The sequence below is a fragment of the Mycobacterium sp. IDR2000157661 genome (assembly GCF_022317005.1).
Lineage (GTDB): Bacteria > Actinomycetota > Actinomycetes > Mycobacteriales > Mycobacteriaceae > Mycobacterium.
Map to the genome: position 1 here is coordinate 4,053,822 of NZ_CP081006.1, position 19,655 is coordinate 4,073,476.

Consider the following 19,655-nt stretch of genomic DNA (forward strand, 5'->3'; position numbering starts at 1 on the left):
GCCCTCAGACCGGGTACCGGATCGCGGTGGCGTAGACGTCGCGGTCGAGCTCGTCGGCGGTCGGCGCGTCGGCGTCCAGCACGGCACGCACGGCCCGCTCGACCTCGCCCAGCGCCTCGTTCTCCACGCGGTCGAGTTCCGCGTCGGTGCACACGCCCGTCTCGATGAGGTGGCGCCGGAAGCGCGGCACCGGATCGGCCGCTATCGCGGCCTCGAGTTGTTCGGCGGGCATGTAGGGCATCCGGTCGCCGAAGTAGTGGCCGCGGAAGCGGAACGTCACACACTCCAGCAGTGTGGGACCGTCTCCGCGCCTCGCCCTTTCGAGCGCGCTCTGCAGAGCGCCGGTGACCGCGATCGGGTCGTTGCCGTCGATGCGGACACCCGGCATGCCGTATCCGGCCGCGCGGTCGGCGACCCGGTCGAGCTTCATGGTGTCGGCCGTGGGCGTCATCTCCGCGTATTGGTTGTTCTGGCAGACGAACACCGTCGGCAGGTTCCACAGCGCCGCCATGTTGGCAGCCTCGTGGAAGGACCCGGTGTTGGTGGCGCCGTCGCCGAAGCTCACCACCGTCACGCGGTCGAGGCCCTTGCGTTGGGCCGCCATTGCCAACCCGACCGCGACAGGAGGGCCCGCGCCGACGATTCCGGTGCACAGCATCACCCCGCGCTGCGGGTTGGCGATGTGCATGGTGCCGCCCTTACCCCGGCCGGCGCCGACGGTGCGGCCCATCATCTCGCCGTAGATCTCGGTGAGTGGAACGCCTTTGCCGATGAGGTCGTGCAGGCCGCGGTACGTCGTCACCAGTTGGTCGTCCTCTCGCAACGCGACGCCCATGGCGGCGGCGATCGCCTCCTGGCCGCGCGACGGCCAATAGACACACATGAACTCACCGGTGCCGATGCCCTTGCTCAACCGGTCATCGGCTGCCTTCATCAGCGTCATCAACGCATAGAGGCGGCGCTGGACGTCGTTCGGCTGAGTCATGGCTCCAGTGAACCGATCTCGCGATACACGCGGGGCACCGGCGGTGGATCCATGCTGAGGTTCTCCATACCGGTCAACCCGCCACGCGCACCGAGGTCGCCCAGTCGTGCCACTGCGGCGTCGAGATCGTCGCAGTCGAGTTCGTAGATCGCGACGAACGGGCCGACGCCGTTCGTCGGCGCGAACCGCCGTGCCGACACGACACCGTCGACCGACAGGATCTGCGCCAGGTGCGTGTCGTTGTACCAGGCGTGGTAGTCGGCTTCCTTGTCCGGTGACACCGGCATGGTCTCGACATACATGATCCCTCGCGGCACGGTCACCGTCCTTCTGTGCGCCCGACCAGTACTTCACTTCGAGGAACCCGCGCTCCTGTCCGCGTGCTGCGCCACTGATCAGCGCGACCATACCCGCCCATCATGGCCTCCTCGGTTCACGCCAACTCTAAGCCCCGCGCTCGCTATACTCACAAAAATAGATAAAACAGCTCTGCAAGCCAACAGGACCCTGGTGGACTTCTCGTACCCTCCCGATGTGGAGCAGTTCCGCAAGGATTTGCGGACGTGGCTGGCCGCGAACCTCACCGACGAGGTGGTGACGGCCAACCGGCGACGTGGGCGCGATCCGGGTGCGTTCGATGTGCTGCGGGCCTGGGACGCCACCGTGGCGGACGCGGGCTGGGGCGCGGTGTCCTGGCCGGTGGACTACGGTGGCCGCGGGGCCTCGGTCCTCGAACAGCTGGTGTACGCCGAGGAGACCACGCGTGCGCGAGCGCCGGTGCCGCTCAATGTGATCGGTATGAACAACATCGCGCCGGCGATCATGCACCACGGTTCCGAGGCGCAGAAGCGAGACCTGCTCCCCCGCATGGTCCGCGCCGACGACATCTGGTGTCAGGGCATGTCGGAACCGGAGGCTGGATCGGACCTGGCGGCACTGCGCACCCGCGCCGTTCGAGAGGGCGACCACTTCGTGGTCCACGGCCAGAAGATCTGGACCTCATTGGGGCATCGGGCCGACTGGTGTCAGCTCTACGTCCGAACCGATCCCGACGCGCCCAAGCACAAGGGCATCTCCTGCCTGATCGTCGACATGACACTTCCCGGCATCGACGCGCGGCCGCTGGTCACCCTCAACGGCGCATCCGACTTCGCGGAGGTGTTCTTCAACGACGTCCGAGTCCCCGCCGATGCGCTGCTCGGCCCGCTCGACGGCGGCTGGGCGGTCGCGACCACCACGCTCAGCCACGAACGGGCGGGCGCGGCTCGGCTGTACGCCCACCTGCAGCTGCAACTGCGGGATCTGGTGGCGGATCTGGCCGAGGTGACGGTCGAGGACCGTCCACCGCTGACCGACCGGTCCGTCCTGCGTCGTATGGGTGAGCTGTCGGTGCGCATCGACTACCTCGAAATGCTGTGCAAGCGGGCGATATCGGCCTCGTTGCACGGCGGCGACGGACTGTCTACCGCGAGCCTGGCCAAGAGCGTGTGGGCCGAGGCCGGGCAGCGGCTCGCCGAGCTTGCGTTCGACCTACTCGGACCGAGTCACCCGGACGGACGGTGGACCGATCAGCGGCTGGCGTCACGCTCGCTAACGATCGCAGGCGGAACCACTCAGATCAATAAGGGCATCATCGCCACCCGCATTTTGGGATTGCCGCGCGCATGAACCTCGAGCTCACCGACGAGCAGCTCAGCCTGCGTGACACCGTGCGTCGTTTCCTCAACGAGAAGGCATCTGTTGCGACACATGTACGGCCGATGCTCGACGACACGACCGGGACGACGGATGCGGTCTGGGCGGGGCTGGCCGGCCTCGGGGCCCTCGGCCTTCTGGTCCCGCAGGAGTGCGGCGGCGCAGGGGCCTCGATGGTCGAGGCGGGCGTCGTCGCCGAGCAACTCGGTGCGGCCGTGAACCCTGGACCCTGGATGTCGTCAGCGGTTGCAGCGCCCCGCGCGCTGCTGCGTCTCGGCGCCGATGCGGACGCCGAGCACCTGCTCCGGTCCGTTGCCGACGGGTCGACGGTCGTGACGGTGGCGGCGCTGTACGGCCCCCGTCCCCAGGTGCAAATGGGAACCACATTGCGCGGCACCGCGACCGCCGTGCCCGACGCCATCGCGGCCGGTGTGCTCCTGGTGGTAGCCGACGAAGACGATGGCTCGGCACTTTTCGAGGTCGACGCCGCAGCCGACGGCGTGACCGTCGTACCCCGCCACCACGTGGACCCGACCCGCAAGCTCGCCGACGTCACCTTCGACGGCGCCTGCGCGCGGCGGCTGGCGGACGCACCCGACGACGCGGTACAGGCCGTCCTCGACGACGTCCTGATCGCCTGCGCCGCGGACGCGGTCGGCGCTGCGCACACCGTCGCAGGCCTGGCCGTGGACTACGCCAAGGTGCGCCGACAGTTCGGCAAGCCGATCGGTGGTTTCCAGGCGGTCCAGCATCTGTGCGTGGACATGTACGAAACCGTCGAACTCGCGCGCAGCGGTGTGGCGCACGCGTTGTGGGCCGCAGACGTAGCCGAGCCCGCAGAGCGGCATCTGGCCGCCCTGCGCGCGAAAGCCTTTGCAGCCCAGCTCACCAGGGTCGGCGACACCGCGATCCAGGTGTTCGGCGGTATCGGGTTCACCTGGGAGCACGACGCACACCTGTATCTCAAACGGCTTCTCAGTTTCGCCGCCATGGCCGGCGGTGCCGACCGATACCTCGAGGAAGTCGGCATGCGGCTGGTCTCGGCGGTCACCGAACCCCGACCCGACGTAGGAGGAGACCCGCTGTGACAGGAGTACTCGACGGCGTCCGCGTCGTGGAACTGGCGTCGTGGACGTATGTCCCGTCCGCGGGAGCCGCGCTGGCGGACTGGGGCGCCGACGTCATCAAGGTCGAGGACGTCAAGGCCGGTGACCCCGGCCGTGCGCTGGTGATCGGCGGTTTCACCAAGGACAACGCCCGCGCCAAGATCGACTTCATCCTGGAGATCGGCAACCGCGGCAAGCGCAGCGTCGCCGTCGACCTCAAGTCCGACACCGGCCGCGAGCTCTTCGGCCGGTTGCTCGCGACCGCCGATGTGTTCCTGACTAATTGGCTGCCCGGGGCGCTGGAACGGGCCCGGCTGACCGTCGAGGACATCCGGTCGTTCAACCCCAACATCATCATCGCGCGCGGAACCGGCACCGGGGTGCGCGGACCGGACCGCGACAAAGGCGGCTTCGACGCCGCCACCTATCTTTCGCGGGGTGGCGTTTCCTACACCATGACGCCGTTCGGCACCGAGACGCCCGCGGTGCAGGGCCCGGGGTTCGGCGATCTGCAGGGCGGTATCACCCTGGCAGGCGGGGTCTGCGCGGCGTTGTTCCACCGCGAGCGGACTGGCGAGACGTCGATCGTCGACTCGTCGCTTCTGGCGCAGGCGATGTGGACCATCGCCCCGTCAATCTCGGTGGCCGATCTCTTCGACATCGACGGCATCCCCGGGGCGCCGCCGGGACTTGCAATCAACCCACTGGTCAACCGGTACAAGACCCGCGACGCGCGGTGGATCCAACTGGTGTTCCTGCAGCCGGACCGGTTCTGGGCGGGCTTCTGCGACCGCATCGGCCTGCCGGAACTCGCCACCGACGAGCGGTTCGTGCCGTCGAGTAACCTGATCGCCAACGCCGAGCAGGCTTGCAGGCTCGTCGGCGACCGCATCGCCGCAGAGGACCTCGCCTATTGGAAGGAAGCGCTCGCCGACGAGCCCGGGGTGTGGGCCCCCCTCGCGACCCCGCGAGAGACCCTCCGCGACCCGCAGGTTCGACCCAACGGCTACGTCGTCGGCAACGTGGACGATCACGGCAACGACTACCAGATCGTGGCCGCGCCAGTGCAGTTCAACGAGACACCGCCCGCGCCGACGCGTGCACCCGAGCACGGCCAGCACACCGAGGAGATCCTGCTGGAGCTCGACCTCGACTGGGACGACATCTCGGCGGCCAAGGACAGTGGCGCGATTCTCTAGGAGGGGCCGATGACCGAGTCCGGCAGCGAGCGGCGCATGCTCGAATCAGTGATCTACGAGCGTGAGCCGCCGATCGCCCGCATCATCCTCAACCGGCCGGACAAGGCCAACACCAAAGACGCCAGCCTGGTGCAGGAGGTCGACCAATGCCTGCACGAGGCCGACCGCGACAGGGAGATCAAGGTCGTCATCCTCAAAGCCAACGGCAAGGGCTTCTGTGGTGGGCACGTCGCGCGATGGGGTCCGGACGAGAATCCCTACCCGGATTTCGGGGACACCTTCGAGGATCTCTACAAGGGAACCGCCGACCTGTTCCTGTGGCCGACGCTGTACCTGTGGGAGTTCCCCAAGATCACCATCTCCCAGATCCACGGCTACTGCATGGGCGGCGGCATCTATCTGGGGTTACTGACCGATTTCTGCATCGCGTCCGACGACGCGTACTTTCAGATGCCGCTGGCACAGAGTCTCGGGGAACCCGGTGGGCACACCATGATCGAGCCGTGGCTGATGATGAACTGGCACCGCACCATGGACTGGCTGCTGTTGGCGCCGACGCTATCCGCCCAGGAGGCGCTGGAGTGGGGTCTGCTCAACAAGGTGGTGCCCCGCGACGACCTCGAGGCCACCGTCGAGGACATGGCTCGCCGCATCGGCACTGCTCCGCTCACCACGCTGATGGCCGTCAAGAACAACGTCAAGCGCGCTTACGAGTTGATGGGAATGCGGGTGCACCTGCAGGTCAGCCACATCCTGACCAATATGGTGGGAGCGGCCACCGACGTCCAGGACCGACGGGCTCAGCTGATCCAATCCGGTCGCACGCCAAGGGATTTCATTCAGGACGAGCAGACGTGAGAATGGCCTCCGTCACCGGCAGGCAGCGTGCCGGGCCGCGACCCAGCCGAAGATCATCGTGTTGGCGATACTCCCGCCCGCCCCTAGGTAGTTGCGACCCATCACGGTCGCGGTGATGTTCCCGGTCGCGTACAGTCCTTCGATCCAGCGGTCCTGCTCGTCGAGAACCCGCGCGTACTCGTCGGTGATCAGCCCGCCGCAGGTACCGACGTCGGCGGGAAACACTCGCGTGGCGTAGTACGGCGCCGAATTCAGCGGACCGAGTGCTGGGTTCGGGCGGTGACCGGGATCGCCGAGGCAACGGTTGTAAGCCGACTGCCCTCGGCCGAAGTCCGGATCGAGGCCGCGGGCGGCGAAGTCGTTGAAGCGCTTGACCGTGGCCTCCAGGGCGTTGGCGGGAACGTCGATCTCGCGCGCCAGGTCGGCGATGGTCGCCGCCCGTTTGACCGCTCCCTGGGTGATCAGTTCCTCGGACAGCGTGCGCTTTTTGAGCGGGTTGGCGCCCGAGACGTACCTGCCGATGTAGCCCTGATCGAAGATCTGCCAGCACGGTACGGCCTTGTTCGCATACATCGCCTTGCCGACCTCGACGTAGGAGTTCGACTCGTTGCAGAATCGCCTGCCGGACCCGTCGACGTAGATGGCACCCGGTCGTTGCCGTCCCGATCCGAGCGACGCTGCGCCCGGGTCGGCCAAAAACACCATCGGCAGCCACCACGCCTCGTCGAGGAGATCGGTTCTCGCACCGAGCCCCATCGCGGTCTGGAGTACTTCCCCGGTGTCACCGGCGTTGGCGATCGACCACTTACCGTCATTGGGCTGATCGGCGCTGTAGCGCCGGCGCATGTCCGAATTGCGGCTGAATCCGCCGGCGGCCAGCAGAACCCCTTTGCGCGCCTGGATGTTGAGCGTAGTACCGTCGCACACCACGCGCGCTCCCACAACGCGGCCGTTCTCGACAATGAGGTCCGCCATCGCCGCGTTCGTCCACACCGGCGGTTCCCCGCCGTCATCGAGCATGATCTTCAGCATCTGGCCGATCAGGGAGGCGCCGTTGGTCATCAGCTCGCGCCGCCGCAGCCTCGCGATCCTGGTGCGCGCGAAGACCCGCAGCGCGACGGCGAAGGCGCGCGGCGACCGGTTGAAGTACTGGACGGCGCGCAGTTCGTTGGTCTTGACGACGAACCCGTAGTTCTTGGCCATCGAGGGCTGCACCTTCGAGGCCCACGCGCCCAGTACGGCCGAGTCGAACGGAACGCCCTCGACCGAGCGTCCGGCGGCGTTGCCGCCCTTGAGGTTCGGGTAGTAATCGCTCCAGCCCGGACACCTCACCATCCGCACACCCTTGCGGATCAGGAAGTCGACCATGTCGTAACCTGCGCTCAGGAACATCTCGCGCCGCGCCGTCGAGGAGACCTCGCCGATGTCGCCGACGACCGCGTCGAAGTAGGCGAGGCCCTCGGCGGGTGAATCGGCAACGCCCTGCGCGCGCATCAGCGGATTGTCGGGCAACCAGATCATCCCTCCCGACATCCCGGTTGACCCACCGACCAGTTCTTGTTTCTCTACCACCAGTGGTTCGATACCCGCATCCAGTGCGGCGAGCGCGGCGACCATGCCCCCGCCCCCACTGCCCGCGATCAGCAGGTCGACGGATCTGTCCCAGGTCACCATGCCGAGACCTGTTCGTTGAGGCCGAGATCGACGATCGGCACGTCGATGGTCGTGTTGGTCTTCTGGATGGCGGGCACCAGTCGGTCGGACGGCAGGCCGGCGAGAAAACCGTCGATGACACGTTCGAAATTCGAAATGAGACCTTCGATTCGATTCGACAACCGCATGTATTCGAAGCCTCGGGCATGCAGGCCCTTCTGCTGACGTGGCAGATTTGTGAAGTCCTGGGCGGGAATCGTCGGCCAACTCGGGTCATCGGGCGGCAACGGTTCGGGCGGGAGGGGTCTACCCGGCGACCGGTCGTTCGGATACCGGGTGAGAGACCAGATCTCGAACAACGTCTCCTCGGGACCGAGGGGGCGGATCCGGTACGACGCCGCGCTGCTGTACTGCGGCAGCAGGAAGTAGTGCGGAAAGCAGAAGCCGATCGGGTCGATGACACCGCGCCGGTCAAGGTCGTTGAGGTCGGGGAAGTCGCAGCCGCGTGCCCGGTGCCACTGCGTGACACCGTCGTTGACCGCGCCGCGCCAGGCGGCCATCGCCTTGGCCGGGTCGTCAGGCAGCGCCATGTCCCGAAGGCTCTCGGCGACCCGCAGATCGTTCTCGTGCGTCATACCGCCCATGCCCGAACCCAGTGTCCGCATGAAGTACAGGCTCGCCTGGACGACCGGATGAATCGATTCGGAGTCGGGGTGAAAGGCCGACGGCAGCAGTTGCGGGTGCGTCTGTGGGACGTGATAGCCCTCCATGAACGCCGCCGTAGCCAGCTTCCAATTCACCGGCAGCAGGCATGACTTCCACCACTCGGTGTGCAGCGCCGCCACGTTCCACTCGTCGTGCCGGGACGCGAAGGGCTCTGCCCATTCCCGCAGCGGCGGGGCGTCGTCGTCGAGGTTGATCCACGCGCACCCGCCCCACAGTTCGCACCGCACGGAGGCGAGCGCGAGATCCTCGGCACAGAGGTTGTTCTCGTCGAACTCATCGGAGCGAAGCACGAAGGTGCTGGCTCCGTCCAAACCCCAGCACCACCCGTGAAACGGACAGACGAAGCTGCGCCGCGATCCGCGGCCCTCGACGAGTTTCATCCCGCGGTGCCGGCACGAGTTGTAGTAGGCACGCACGTTCGACTCGTCGACCCGGACCACTATGACGGACTGGTCGAGGATCTCGTACTCGACGAAGTCTCCGGGCGTCGGGATCTCCTCGAGACGGCACGCCATCTGCCACACCCGGGGCCAGAACATCTCGGCTTCCAGCGCATAGAACTCGGAGTCGAAATAGCGCTGCTTGGGAATGCGATCGGCGGATTGGACCGCCAACGGCACCGGCAGCGGCGTCCAATCCACGTCAGGCACTGCGCTCAGCCCTCCTGCCTCAGCGTTCGGAATGCCACCAGCGAAGCTCTAAAATAGCAAAAATAGCAACTCGGCAGGAGAACGCTTTCTCATCCATGAGTCACGACAGCGCGTAGAAGCGCTGCGCGTTGAGTCCGGCGATCTTCTCGCGGCTCTTGTCCTCGATGTCGGCGCGGGTGCGCAGTGGCGCCGTGCTCTCCGGCCAATCTCCGTCCCAGTGCGGATAGTCGCTGGCGAACATGATGAAGTCGTCACCGAGGGCCTCGATCACCGCAGGCAGCTGCCCTTCGTCGGATTCGCAAGTCGCCCAGATGTTGCCGGCCGCCAGGTACTCCTGTGGTTCCCGTTGCCAGCCCTCGCCGATCCAATCACCCCGCTTCTCATAGTGCTCGTGGAGGCGCTCGATGAAGTACGGCAGCCAACCGACGCCCGCTTCGAGGAACGCCACCCGCAGTCGCGGGTGTCTGTCGAACACGCCGCCGGAGATCAGCGCCGTCATCGCGGTCATCTGGTCGAACGGAAAGCTGACGCAGTGCACCTGGATGTAGTTGGTGAACCGGTCGACGCCGATCTTCGGCAGGTGGATGCCCGGAGCGCCGTGCACACCCAGCGGCATGTCCATATCGACGGCGGCGGCGTAGAACGGGTCAAGATCGGGATGGTCCAGGTTGCGGGTGCTCAGCGCAGGCGGAATATGGGTCGCCACCAGCCCGAGATCCTTTGCCTCTCGCATGATGTCGACGGCCGTGTGACCGTGTTCGATCGGCGTCACCGCGATGCCGCGTAACCGGCCGTTCGACATCGCGCAGTAGTCGGCGACCCAGCGGTTGTAGAGACGGGCGAAACCGGCGGCCAACTCCGGGTGCCGCAGCGTCGGCGTGCACAGTCCCAGGCTGGGGTACAGCACCATGGTGTCGATGTGGTCGCGATCGGCATTGCCGAGCACACCTTCGGCCGAAAAGCAGTTCAAGCCGGGCGAGGAGGACAGCCCGTGCTCGGTCGGACACCCGGCGCCCGGCCCGGACGATTGCGGATAGTCGCGGCCCTCGATCACCAGGGCCAGGCCGTCGGTGCGTGGGGCGATGTGTTGCGGCCACCGTCGCATCGCCTCGACCGCCAGCGAGGCGCCTTCGGCGACATGCCCATCGGCATCAACGATCCGCATAGATGTTTGCCAAAACTACGCTGCCGGGCGCGATACCGCGTCGCATTCGAGGCGCGGGTCATATTCGCCGACGCGACTCGGTTCGCCGGCGGTGGCGAGCCGGATCAGAGGAAGCGAGGCGGCTAGTACTGGCCGAGTGGCCGGCAGACGTTGGAGATCGGATTCCAGTATTCGCCTGGTGCACAGGCCAGCGGGACAGTCGCCACCGGGCCTCGACACACATTGGCGACGGGGTCCCACCACCCGTCCGGGCAGTTCAGTGGCTGGGCCGAACCGGATGCCGACATCATGAGAGAGACTGCCGTGATCGGGGCCGAGGCGGCGGCGACGATCATCGACCGACGGATTGCCTTGTTCATGCCTCGAGTTTGCCCCGAAGCGGGCCGCCTTAATCAGCCCGCCCGCAGTTCAGGGCAGCACGACGTCCAGTCGCTCCCATCCCCGCACGGTCGACGTGGGCGCCAGCCTGGCGGTGTCGGTGTCGACATCCCACTCGGGCCACCGGTTGAGCAACTCGTCGAGCGCGACCCGTCCTTCGAGTCGGGCGAGGTTGGCGCCCAGACAGTAGTGCACCCCTTTGCCGAACGTGATGTGGCTGATGTTGTCGCGGTGGATGTCGAACGTGTCCGGGTTCGGGTAGCGCCGCGGATCGCGGTTGGCCGCCCCGAACATCAACAACATCGCGCCGCCTGCCGGCACGGTGCGGCCGTGGGCCTCGAAATCCGTCGTGACCAGGCGGGCCACATTGTGACCGGTCGGCTCGAAGCGCAATGTCTCATCGACCGCCCGGGGCAGCAGCGATCGATCCCGCACCACCTCGCGGCGCTGGTCGGGATGCTCGGCGAGCACCTTGGCCAGCCAGCCGATGAGCCGCCCGGTGGTCTCGTTGCCTGCGCCCGCGACGACCTGCGTGTAGTGCAGCACCTCCTTGCGGGTGAGCTTGCGCGTCACCCCGCTCTCATCGGTGAACTCGACATTGAGCAGTGCGGTCATCAGATCGTCAGAGGGGTTCTTGGCGCGCCAGTCGACGTACTCGGCGTAGATGCTGCCGTCGGCGATCTTGTCGGCCCGCACCACCTTCATCGGCGAACCGGGTTTGGTGCGCAGGCTCGCGTCATTGGCGTCGCGCACCGACACCTGCTCGGACTCCGGGATTCCGAGCAGCATGCCGATCACCCGCATCGGCATCATGGCCGCCAGCTCGGCGATGATGTCGAACCGGTCGCGGCCCACCAGCGGGTCGAGACAGTTGATGCAGTACTGCCGGATCTGGTCCTCGATCGCCGCCATCCGGCGTGGGGTGAACACGCGCGACATGAGGCCGCGCAGCATGGTGTGGACGGGCGGATCCTGCATCATCATCACGCCCTTGGGCATGTCGAACTCCGACTGGATGAGCTCGAGGATGTCGCCTCGGCTGTTGGAGAAGGTCTGCCAGTCGAGCAGCGCACGCTCGACGTCCTCATGGCGGGAGAGTGCCCAGAAGTCGTACTGCTGGTTGTAGTAGAGCGGGGCTTCCTCGCGCAGGCGGGCGTACGTCGGGTACGGGTCGGCGACGATGTCCACCCGATACGGGTCGTAGTAGACGGCGCTGTCGGTGGCACTGTGCGGGCGGACGGTCATGGTTTTCCTTCCCTGTTTCAAGCCCTGGTTCAAGCCCTATTTCAAGCAGCTGCCTGCGTCCACGGGCAGCGGAACACCGGTGACATATCGGGATTCGTCGGAGGCGAGGAACAGCACCGCGTTGCTGATGTCTTCGGCTTCCACCCACGGAATCGGCAGCATGTGGAAGCCGCGGCAGATCGGCGCGAGGTCGTCCGGGCCGGGGTTGTCCAGGTCCGGCCGGAACATCCGATAGGTCTGGTCGTTCATCAGCAGCGGAGTGTTCACGTGCGTGGGATGCACGGAGTTCACCCGGATCGAGTGCTGCCCTAGTTCGACGGCGAACGTCCGCATCAACCCGACGACGCCGTGCTTGGCCGCGGTGTAGTGCCCGGTATGGGGGTAGGCCTTGAGGCCGGCCACCGAACTGGTCAAGACGATCGAGCCGCCGCGTCCTCCGGCGAGAAGGTGCGGGACACCCGATTTGACCGACTTCCACACCCCGCCGAGGTTGACGTCGATCATCTCCTGCCAGATGTCCTCGCGGATCTTGTGCAGTTTGGTGCCGACGGTGCCGATCCCGGCATTGGCGACGATGATGTCGAGCCGGCCGAGTTGTTCGACTCCGGCGTCGACGGCGGCCTTGAGCGCCTCGAAGTCGCAGACGTCGACCTCGGCGGTCACGATGCGTCGGTCGAGGTTCTTGACCAGGTCCGCGGTGTGCGCCAGGTCCTCGGGCGTCGAACCGTCCGCCGGCGAATCCGGGAAGGCGCGGCACACGTCCACGGCGATGATGTCGGCGCCCTCCTGCGCCAGCCGCACGGCGTGACTACGGCCCTGTCCGCGAGCCGCCCCGGTGACGAACGCGACTTTGCCCGCTACCCGACCTGCCATCGACGCCGCTCCCCTCACTTGTTGGGCGATCGCCCAACACATATGCTGGCGCCATGTCTAGCAGCCCAGTTGAGGGCCGGTCAAGGGGTGGTCGCGAGTCGGCGACGCGGGCCGCGCTGATCGAAGCGACCGCCCAAGTCATGCTTGAAGAAGGCTACGCGGCGGCGACGTCTCGGCGGGTTGCAGCCAAGGCCGGCGTCAAGCCCGCGCTGGTGCACTACTACTTCCCGAGCATGGACGACCTGTTCCTGGCTGTCCTGCGTGCCGGCGCCGAGACGAACCTGGCCCGCCAGCGCGAAGCGGTGGCGACAGACCAACCGCTGCACGCCCTGTGGCAACTCAACAGCACCCACGGCGCCCGGTTGTTCATGGAGTTCATGGCGCTGGCCAATCACCGCAAAGCGATCCGCAGCGAGATCGCCGCATATGCCGAGCGCTTCGGCGCAGTGGAGGAAAGCGTGGTGGCGCTGGCGATGCGGGCCCACGGCGCCGACGTGGAGGCTTTTCCGCCGGTCGTGATGTCTATGATCGTCACGAGCCTGGCCCGTATCGTGCTGCTAGAACGCGGGCTCGGCATCACCCGTGGTCACGCTGAGGCCGAAGCTTTCGTCGAGCACTATCTGGAGCGATTCGAACTCACCGCGGGGTGACCCGGATCACACGGCCGCGGTCGTGGTGACCAGCAGCACGATGACTTGAGCTAACCTATCGCTCAGTGAGAAGTTATACGGGCTAACTTAAGCACAGCTGAATCGCGGCGGATACGAAAACTCGAGGGCGCAAGTACATGGGTGGCATTGGGTCGGGGCGGTCGGAGTGATCCGAGTCGCCAGAAAAGTGTGGATCCCGCTCGTCATCGTGCTCGTGGTGGCCATCGCCGGCTTCACCGTTCACCGGATTCGCACCTTCTTCGGTGCCGAGGGCATCATCACCACCCCCAAGGTGTTCGCGGAGGATCCCGAACCGTTCGACCCGAAGGTCATCCGCTACGAGATCTTCGGCACCGGTTCCTACGCCGACATCAACTATCTCGATCTCGACGCCCGGCCGCAGCGCGTTGACGGGGCCGCGCTTCCCTGGTCGTTGACGCTGCAGACGACGGCACCCTCGGCCGCTCCCAACATCGTGGCCCAGGGCGACGGCGGCAGCATCACCTGCCGGATCACCGTCGATGACGTAGTCAAGGACGAAAGAACCTCCACGGGCGTGAACGCTCAGACCTTCTGCTTTGTGAAGTCCGCATGAGCATTCCGACGAACGAAGCCCCCACCGACGCCTTCCCGCCCGCCCGGCACGCCAAGCGGCCGTTCGTGCCGCGCATGATCCGCATCTTCGCGGTCCCCATCATCATCGGCTGGATCGCGCTCATCGCGGTGCTCAACGTCGTCGTGCCGCAGCTGGAAACGGTCGGGCAGATGCGCGCGGTGTCGATGAGCCCCGAGTCGGCCCCGTCGATGATCGCGATGAAGCGCGTCGGCCAGGTCTTCGAGGAGTACGACTCCGACAGCTCGGCGATGGTCATCCTCGAGGGTCAACAGCCGCTCGGTGAGGATGCTCGCGCCTTCTACGACCAGATGGTCGACAGGCTCGAGGCCGACACCAAGCACGTTCAGAGCGTGCAGGACATGTGGAGCGATCCGCTGACGGCGGCAGGCGCGCAGAGCAACGACGGCAAGGCCGCCTACGTTCAGGTGTACCTGTCCGGCAACCAGGGCGAGGCGCTGGCCAACGAGTCCGTCGAGTCCGTCCAGGACATCGTCAGCAGCCTGCAACCGCCGCCAGGGGTCAAGGCCTACGTGACCGGCCCCGCGGCACTTGCCGCCGATCAGCACATCGCCGGCGACCGCAGCATGCGGATGATCGAGGCGCTCACCTTCACGGTGATCATCGTGATGCTGCTGCTGGTCTACCGGTCCCTCGTCACGGTGGTGCTGACGCTGGTGATGGTGGTGCTGCAGTTGGCCGCGGCGCGAGGCGTGGTGGCGTTCCTCGGCTTCCACGAGATCATCGGCCTGTCGACATTCGCGACCAACCTGTTGGTGACGCTGGCGATCGCGGCGGGCACCGACTATGCGATCTTCTTGATCGGCCGGTACCAGGAGGCGCGCGAGGCCGGCGAGGACCGCGAGTCGGCGTTTTACACGATGTACCACGGCACCGCCCACGTGGTGCTCGGCTCGGGACTCACCATCGCCGGCGCGACGTTCTGCCTGAGTTTCACCAGGCTGCCCTACTTCCAGTCGTTGGGTGTGCCGCTGGCCATCGGCATGACGGTCGGTGTGCTGGCCGCGCTCACGCTCAGCGCGGCGATCATCGCCACGGCCAGCCGGTTCGGCAAGCTCCTCGAGCCCAAGCGGGCGATGCGGGTGCGTGGTTGGCGCAAGATAGGCGCCGCCGTCGTGCGCTGGCCCGGCCCCATCCTGGTCGCGACCATCGCGCTGTCGCTGGTCGGTCTGTTGACCCTGCCCGGCTACCGAACCAACTACAACGACCGCAACTACCTGCCCGCCGACCTGCCCGCGAACGAGGGCTACGCGGCCGCCGACCGGCATTTCTCGCCTGCCCGGATGAACCCCGAACTGCTGATGATCGAGAGCGATCACGACCTGCGCAACCCGGCGGACTTTCTGGTCATCGACAAGATCGCCAAACAGGTGTTCCGGGTGCCGGGGATCTCGCGGGTGCAGGCCATCACCCGCCCCGACGGCAAACCGATCGAGCACACCTCCATTCCGTTCCAGATCAGCATGCAGGGCACCACCCAGCAGATGAACCAGAAGTATCTTCAGGACCGGATGGCCGACATGCTCGTGCAGGCCGACGAGATGTCCAAGACCATCGAGAACATGGAGCGGATGTCGGCGCTCACCAAGGAGATGGCGGCCACGACGCACAGCATGGTCGCCAAGATGACGGACATGACCGTCGACGTGGCCGAATTGCGGGACCACATCGCCGATTTCGACGACTTCTTCCGGCCGATCCGCAACTACTTCTATTGGGAGCCGCACTGCTACAACATCCCGATCTGCTGGGCGTTCCGGTCGGTGTTCGACACCCTCGACGGCATCAACACGATGACCGACGACATCCAGAACCTGTTGCCCGACATGCAGCGACTCGATCAGCTGATGCCGCAGATGGTCACGCTGATGCCGCCGATGATCGACACGATGAAGACGATGCGCACCATGATGCTGACCATGTATGCCACCCAGAAGGGCATGCAGGACCAAATGGCTGCGATGCAGGAGAACTCGACTGCCATGGGCGATGCGTTCGACGCGTCGATGAACGACGACTCGTTCTACCTCCCGCCGGAGGTCTTCGAGAACGAGGAGTTCAAGAAGGGCATGGAGAACTTCATCTCCCCCGACGGAAAGTCGGTGCGCTTCATCATCAGTCACGACGACGACCCGATGACACCCGAGGGCATCGCCAAGATCGAGGACATCAAGCAGGCCGCCAAGGAAGCCGTCAAGGGCACACCGCTGGAGGGTTCGAAGATCTATCTGGCCGGCACCGCGGCCGTCTTCAAGGACATGGCCGACGGAAGCCTCTACGACCTGCTGATCGCCGCGATCGCCTCGCTGGGACTGATCTTCATCATCATGTTGCTCATCACCCGAAGTGTGGTGGCGTCGGCGGTCATCGTCGGCACGGTGGTGCTCTCGCTCGGCGCCTCGTTCGGCCTGTCGATCCTGTTGTGGCAGCACCTGCTGGGCATCGAACTGCACTGGATGGTGATGGCAATGGCGGTGATCGTGCTGCTGGCCGTCGGCGCGGATTACAACCTGCTGCTGGTGTCGCGGTTGAAAGAGGAACTGCACGCCGGCATCAACACCGGCATCATCCGCGCGATGGGCGGCAGTGGTTCGGTGGTGACCTCGGCCGGCCTGGTCTTCGCGTTCACGATGATGTCGATGGCCGTCAGCGAACTCACCGTGATCGGCCAGGTCGGCACCACCATCGGTTTGGGTCTGCTGTTCGACACGCTGGTGATCCGGGCGTTCATGACACCGGCCATCGCGGCGCTTATGGGCAAGTGGTTCTGGTGGCCCCAGCGGGTGCGTGAACGACCAGTGCCCGTACCGTGGCCCAAGCCGCGGCAGATGACGCCGGCAGGTCCGAAGGGAGGCCAATCATGACTCGTGTGATCGCCGGAATAGCCTCTCTGGCAGCAGCTTTGGTGTTCGCGGTCCCGGCGCAAGCCGATCCGGACACCGACTTCGCCAACGAGTTGCACACATACGGCATATACGGGCAGAAGGACTTCAACGCCTGGATCGGCAAGATCACCTGCAAGCGGCAGCGCAACGGCCTCGACACGAGCGCCCACGAGTCGGCGCAGTTCATCCAGCATCAGCTGCAGCGCAGTCAGAACAGCACCGAGCAGGCCTATCAATTCCTGGCCGCCGCGCTGCGCTACTACTGCCCCGACCTGACGCCGATACTCGACCAGGCGCGATAGCGAGGAGTGAAAAGTGTTACGTAGAGCAGGCATAGGGTTGGCCGCCTCCGGCTGCGCGGCGATGATGCTCCTGGCGAGCCCCGGCGTCGCGGCCGCCGATGCCACCGACGACTATCCGATCCCGAACCGCATCCTGAAGACGACATGCACCGTCGACCAGTACATGGCGGCGGTGCGCGACACCGACCCGGTGTACTACGAGCGCTACATGATCGACTACAAGAACAAGCCGCCCGAGGTGCAGCAGGGCGCCCGTGACCGCATCTACTGGTTCTTCTCGATGGATTACGCCGGCCGGCGGGAATACTCCGAGAAGACGGCGACCGACGCCTTCTACGAGCAGATGGCGTGGCGGTGGCCCAACTGGGCGAAGCTGTTCTTCAACAACAAGGGCGTCGCCGCGCACGGCACCGATGTCTGCATGAACTACCCGGTCAGCGACCCCTCAGTCTGGACCTGGTAGTCGAGCGGACGACTACGGCAGTCCGCCCAAGATCGGGCTGAGCGTTGCGGTAAGCGGATCCTGCGGAAGAGGATTCGCCGGGGTGGCCGGACCGGCCGGCCCCGGTGCCGAACCCGAAGGCCCCGGCAGCGACATCGCGGTCTGCGCGCCGTGCGACGCAGGCGCCGCAGCGGCTGGTTGAACGGTGACCGGTGCCGGTGCGACCGCGACCGGTTGCGCCTCGACCGCCTCGGCCGCCGCTTCGACCGGCGCCTCGACCGCCTCGACCGGCGCCTCGACGGCAGGGACGAGCGGTTCGGTCATCGGTTCCGTGACTACATCGGGAACGACCTCCGGCGCCGCCACCGGTGCTGTGGCGACGACCGGCGAGGCAGGCCTGGCAGTCAGGGCCCGGGGCGACGGGACGGCGTGCACGCTGATCGCCGAAGTCGACGTGTCCGCGGCGGGCGCGAGGTCGGACGTGCCGGCGGTCGTCCAGTTCTGTGAGTCCGCGGGTTCGGACGGCCCGGCCGGTTCCGGGCCGACGGCGAACAACGCGAACGCGGCCGCTGCCAGGACTATGGCGGCGCGGGAGCGCGGCCCGAAGCGGTACCGGCGTGCCTGCCGATATCGGGTGCGGACCGTTGTGAGTTTCCCGACCGCCGACACCGCCGGTGCTTCTGCCGTCTTCAGCGCGGCTCCCCGCGCGAGCGCCAGCTGCGCGTCGTCTGATGCGACGACCGGAACGTGGAGCCCCTCTTCCAGCGGACCGGCGATCAGCTCGAGGTCACCGCGCGATCCGATCAGAAGCAGGCTCTGCGGCTCGGCGCGCATCTTGTCGAACGACTCGCTCAACCAGCGGCCGAGGCCGTCGGCGCTGTCGCGCATCTGGGTACGCGCCGTGCGGGCGGTGTCGTCGAGGACCGACGCGACGGTGACCGCCGCGGACTCCACCACACACACCGCGCACCGGTCCAAGCCAAGGTCCCGGCCGTAGGTTCCAGCCCAGACGCGGGCGGCTTCCGGCAGCGGTACTGGGCACACCGTCTCGAAACCCATGTCGGCCAGCGATGTCAACAACAGTGCGGCCTTTGCCTCCACGTCTTTGGTCCAGGTCACCGCGGCGGTGATCACTTCATGACCGCTGGCGGCCGCGATGGCCTGAGCACCGCGTACCGCCGACTCGTGCCTGGTGATATCCCCGTCGGTCACCGTGTCCCCGACGACGTCGAAGTGGTCATGGTCCAGGGTGGTGGCGTCGGCCGTGGGGTCGTCCAGCAGGACCCAGCTGACACTGTTCGATGTCATCGACAGTCCCAACACCGTCTTCATGCTGCCTACCTTCGTCGAGCCGTCGGATCCGGCTAGCAGTCAGCTGACCGACATAGTTTGCTCTTGGCCTCGTCACACGTCGAAGAAGCCACGTTCTTTTCGCTTGAACGGTTATCGGCTTCCTGCGACCAGTGTTACAGGAGGTACTCGTCTGGCGATCGGAATGTGATGGGCGGTGTTTTACGCCGAGCAGGAGCGCAGGTCAGCGCCGCAGTAAATGTGACGTAACAGTTATCCGTAACGGTTACGCTTACGGCCATGGTCGACGCCCGCCGAACCTGTGTTAACTGTGCTGGTGAATTCGCCGGTCGTCGAGACGCCCGGTACTGCTCCACCGCTTGCCGACAGAGGGCGTACCGCCGGCGAAACCGTAACGCACCCCCGGTTACGGCTATCACGGCGAACGGCCCGGTCACGGATGGCGATGAGTGGATGCGGGATCGCTTCGGAAACAACGAGCACACCGGCTACACGCCGATGGTCGAGCGCAAGCCCGGGGTCGTCCGTGTCGGAAGACATCGTGTCGCATATCAGGGCGACGGATCCGAAATCATCCACGATTATGTGCAGGCCATTTCCTGCATCGGCCGGCTAATCCGCGACGACACCAGCGGTACGTGGCAGCACGACCTCCGAACTCCGTTGGGTTACTCGTTGCCCGCTCAACTCGATCCAGTTGCCGCTGCCAATCTAGCAAGCCAGCTGCACGCTGCCATCCCGAGAATCGCGGAGCTGGCCGCGTTGCTGGAGGGACGTGGGCGCATGACGCCCTTGCACACCAAAGTTCCTCTCGGCCCTTTGCCCGTGTCCGGTTTCGACGGTCCAGCGCAAATAGAATCCATCGCGCCTATCTTTAGTCGGGAATGGTAAGACAGGC

Annotated in this window: 19 protein-coding genes; 10 read left to right on the forward strand and 9 right to left on the reverse strand. The window is 66.0% G+C overall.

What is annotated here, in order from left to right:
- Positions 1 to 4: 4 nt before the first annotated feature.
- Entirely contained in the window at positions 5 to 985 is a 981-nt protein-coding gene (locus tag K3G64_RS20810; RefSeq protein ID WP_238887002.1) for a thiamine pyrophosphate-dependent dehydrogenase E1 component subunit alpha, read from the reverse strand.
- Positions 982 to 1,302, reverse strand: coding sequence for a DUF4286 family protein (locus K3G64_RS20815; RefSeq protein WP_238887003.1), 321 nt, complete (start codon positions 1,300 to 1,302; stop codon positions 982 to 984). Before K3G64_RS20815 ends, K3G64_RS20810 begins: the two co-directional genes overlap by 4 nt.
- A 193-nt stretch (positions 1,303 to 1,495) precedes the next feature.
- On the opposite strand from K3G64_RS20815, the gene K3G64_RS20820 reads away from it, so the two are divergent.
- The 4 genes from K3G64_RS20820 to K3G64_RS20835 are packed head-to-tail and all read left to right on the forward strand — an operon-like array spanning position 1,496 to position 5,843.
- Positions 1,496 to 2,653, forward strand: coding sequence for an acyl-CoA dehydrogenase family protein (locus K3G64_RS20820; RefSeq protein WP_238887004.1), 1,158 nt, complete (start codon positions 1,496 to 1,498; stop codon positions 2,651 to 2,653).
- The gene (locus K3G64_RS20825) at positions 2,650 to 3,768 is read left to right on the forward strand and encodes an acyl-CoA dehydrogenase family protein (RefSeq protein ID WP_238887005.1); all 1,119 of its coding nucleotides are present in this window, start codon (positions 2,650 to 2,652) and stop codon (positions 3,766 to 3,768) included. Before K3G64_RS20820 ends, K3G64_RS20825 begins: the two co-directional genes overlap by 4 nt.
- Positions 3,765 to 4,985 (forward strand): CaiB/BaiF CoA transferase family protein, encoded by a 1,221-nt coding sequence (locus K3G64_RS20830; protein ID WP_238887006.1) that lies wholly within the window; start codon positions 3,765 to 3,767, stop codon positions 4,983 to 4,985. Before K3G64_RS20825 ends, K3G64_RS20830 begins: the two co-directional genes overlap by 4 nt.
- Before the next feature lie 9 nt (positions 4,986 to 4,994).
- Positions 4,995 to 5,843, forward strand: coding sequence for an enoyl-CoA hydratase-related protein (locus tag K3G64_RS20835; protein ID WP_238887007.1), 849 nt, complete (start codon positions 4,995 to 4,997; stop codon positions 5,841 to 5,843).
- Positions 5,844 to 5,855: 12 nt separating this feature from the next.
- Here K3G64_RS20835 and K3G64_RS20840 read toward each other — a convergent pair whose 3' ends face one another.
- The 6 genes from K3G64_RS20840 to K3G64_RS20865 form a co-directional block, all read right to left on the reverse strand.
- Positions 5,856 to 7,517, reverse strand: coding sequence for an FAD-binding protein (locus K3G64_RS20840; RefSeq protein WP_238887008.1), 1,662 nt, complete (start codon positions 7,515 to 7,517; stop codon positions 5,856 to 5,858).
- Entirely contained in the window at positions 7,511 to 8,863 is a 1,353-nt protein-coding gene (locus K3G64_RS20845; protein WP_238950885.1) for an aromatic ring-hydroxylating oxygenase subunit alpha, read from the reverse strand. The genes K3G64_RS20840 and K3G64_RS20845 overlap by 7 nt, the downstream gene beginning before the upstream one ends.
- 109 nt (positions 8,864 to 8,972) lie before the next feature.
- Complete coding sequence (locus tag K3G64_RS20850) at positions 8,973 to 10,037, reverse strand: amidohydrolase family protein (protein ID WP_238887009.1); 1,065 nt, start codon at positions 10,035 to 10,037, stop codon at positions 8,973 to 8,975.
- 122 nt (positions 10,038 to 10,159) lie between these two features.
- Positions 10,160 to 10,396, reverse strand: a complete 237-nt coding sequence (locus K3G64_RS20855; RefSeq protein ID WP_238887010.1) for a hypothetical protein — start codon at positions 10,394 to 10,396, stop codon at positions 10,160 to 10,162.
- A 49-nt stretch (positions 10,397 to 10,445) separates the two neighbouring features.
- Positions 10,446 to 11,660: a cytochrome P450 gene (locus K3G64_RS20860; RefSeq protein WP_238887011.1), complete on the reverse strand. Its 1,215-nt coding sequence runs from the start codon at positions 11,658 to 11,660 to the stop codon at positions 10,446 to 10,448.
- Between the two features lie 36 nt (positions 11,661 to 11,696).
- Entirely contained in the window at positions 11,697 to 12,533 is an 837-nt protein-coding gene (locus K3G64_RS20865; RefSeq protein WP_238887012.1) for a mycofactocin-coupled SDR family oxidoreductase, read from the reverse strand.
- A 53-nt stretch (positions 12,534 to 12,586) separates the two neighbouring features.
- Between K3G64_RS20865 and K3G64_RS20870 the strand changes: the two genes are divergently transcribed.
- From K3G64_RS20870 to K3G64_RS20890, 5 genes are all read left to right on the forward strand, one after another.
- Complete coding sequence (locus K3G64_RS20870; protein WP_238887013.1) at positions 12,587 to 13,183, forward strand: TetR/AcrR family transcriptional regulator; 597 nt, start codon at positions 12,587 to 12,589, stop codon at positions 13,181 to 13,183.
- A 166-nt stretch (positions 13,184 to 13,349) separates the two neighbouring features.
- Positions 13,350 to 13,778 (forward strand): MmpS family protein, encoded by a 429-nt coding sequence (locus K3G64_RS20875; protein ID WP_238887014.1) that lies wholly within the window; start codon positions 13,350 to 13,352, stop codon positions 13,776 to 13,778.
- Positions 13,775 to 16,681, forward strand: a complete 2,907-nt coding sequence (locus K3G64_RS20880; RefSeq protein WP_238887015.1) for an MMPL/RND family transporter — start codon at positions 13,775 to 13,777, stop codon at positions 16,679 to 16,681. Before K3G64_RS20875 ends, K3G64_RS20880 begins: the two co-directional genes overlap by 4 nt.
- On the forward strand, positions 16,678 to 17,004 hold the full coding sequence (locus K3G64_RS20885; protein ID WP_238887016.1) for a DUF732 domain-containing protein: 327 nt from the start codon (positions 16,678 to 16,680) through the stop codon (positions 17,002 to 17,004). Before K3G64_RS20880 ends, K3G64_RS20885 begins: the two co-directional genes overlap by 4 nt.
- A gap of 61 nt (positions 17,005 to 17,065) precedes the next feature.
- Positions 17,066 to 17,467 carry a DUF5078 domain-containing protein gene (locus K3G64_RS20890; protein ID WP_238950886.1) on the forward strand — a complete coding sequence of 134 codons (402 nt, stop codon included), beginning with the start codon at positions 17,066 to 17,068 and terminating at the stop codon, positions 17,465 to 17,467.
- A gap of 12 nt (positions 17,468 to 17,479) precedes the next feature.
- Here the strand turns inward: K3G64_RS20890 and K3G64_RS20895 are convergent, their stop codons facing one another.
- Complete coding sequence (locus tag K3G64_RS20895; RefSeq protein WP_238887017.1) at positions 17,480 to 18,778, reverse strand: DUF7159 family protein; 1,299 nt, start codon at positions 18,776 to 18,778, stop codon at positions 17,480 to 17,482.
- Positions 18,779 to 19,210: 432 nt separating this feature from the next.
- Here K3G64_RS20895 and K3G64_RS20900 point away from each other — a divergent pair, with 432 nt between their 5' ends.
- Positions 19,211 to 19,648 (forward strand): hypothetical protein, encoded by a 438-nt coding sequence (locus K3G64_RS20900; protein ID WP_238887018.1) that lies wholly within the window; start codon positions 19,211 to 19,213, stop codon positions 19,646 to 19,648.
- Positions 19,649 to 19,655: the final 7 nt, after the last annotated feature.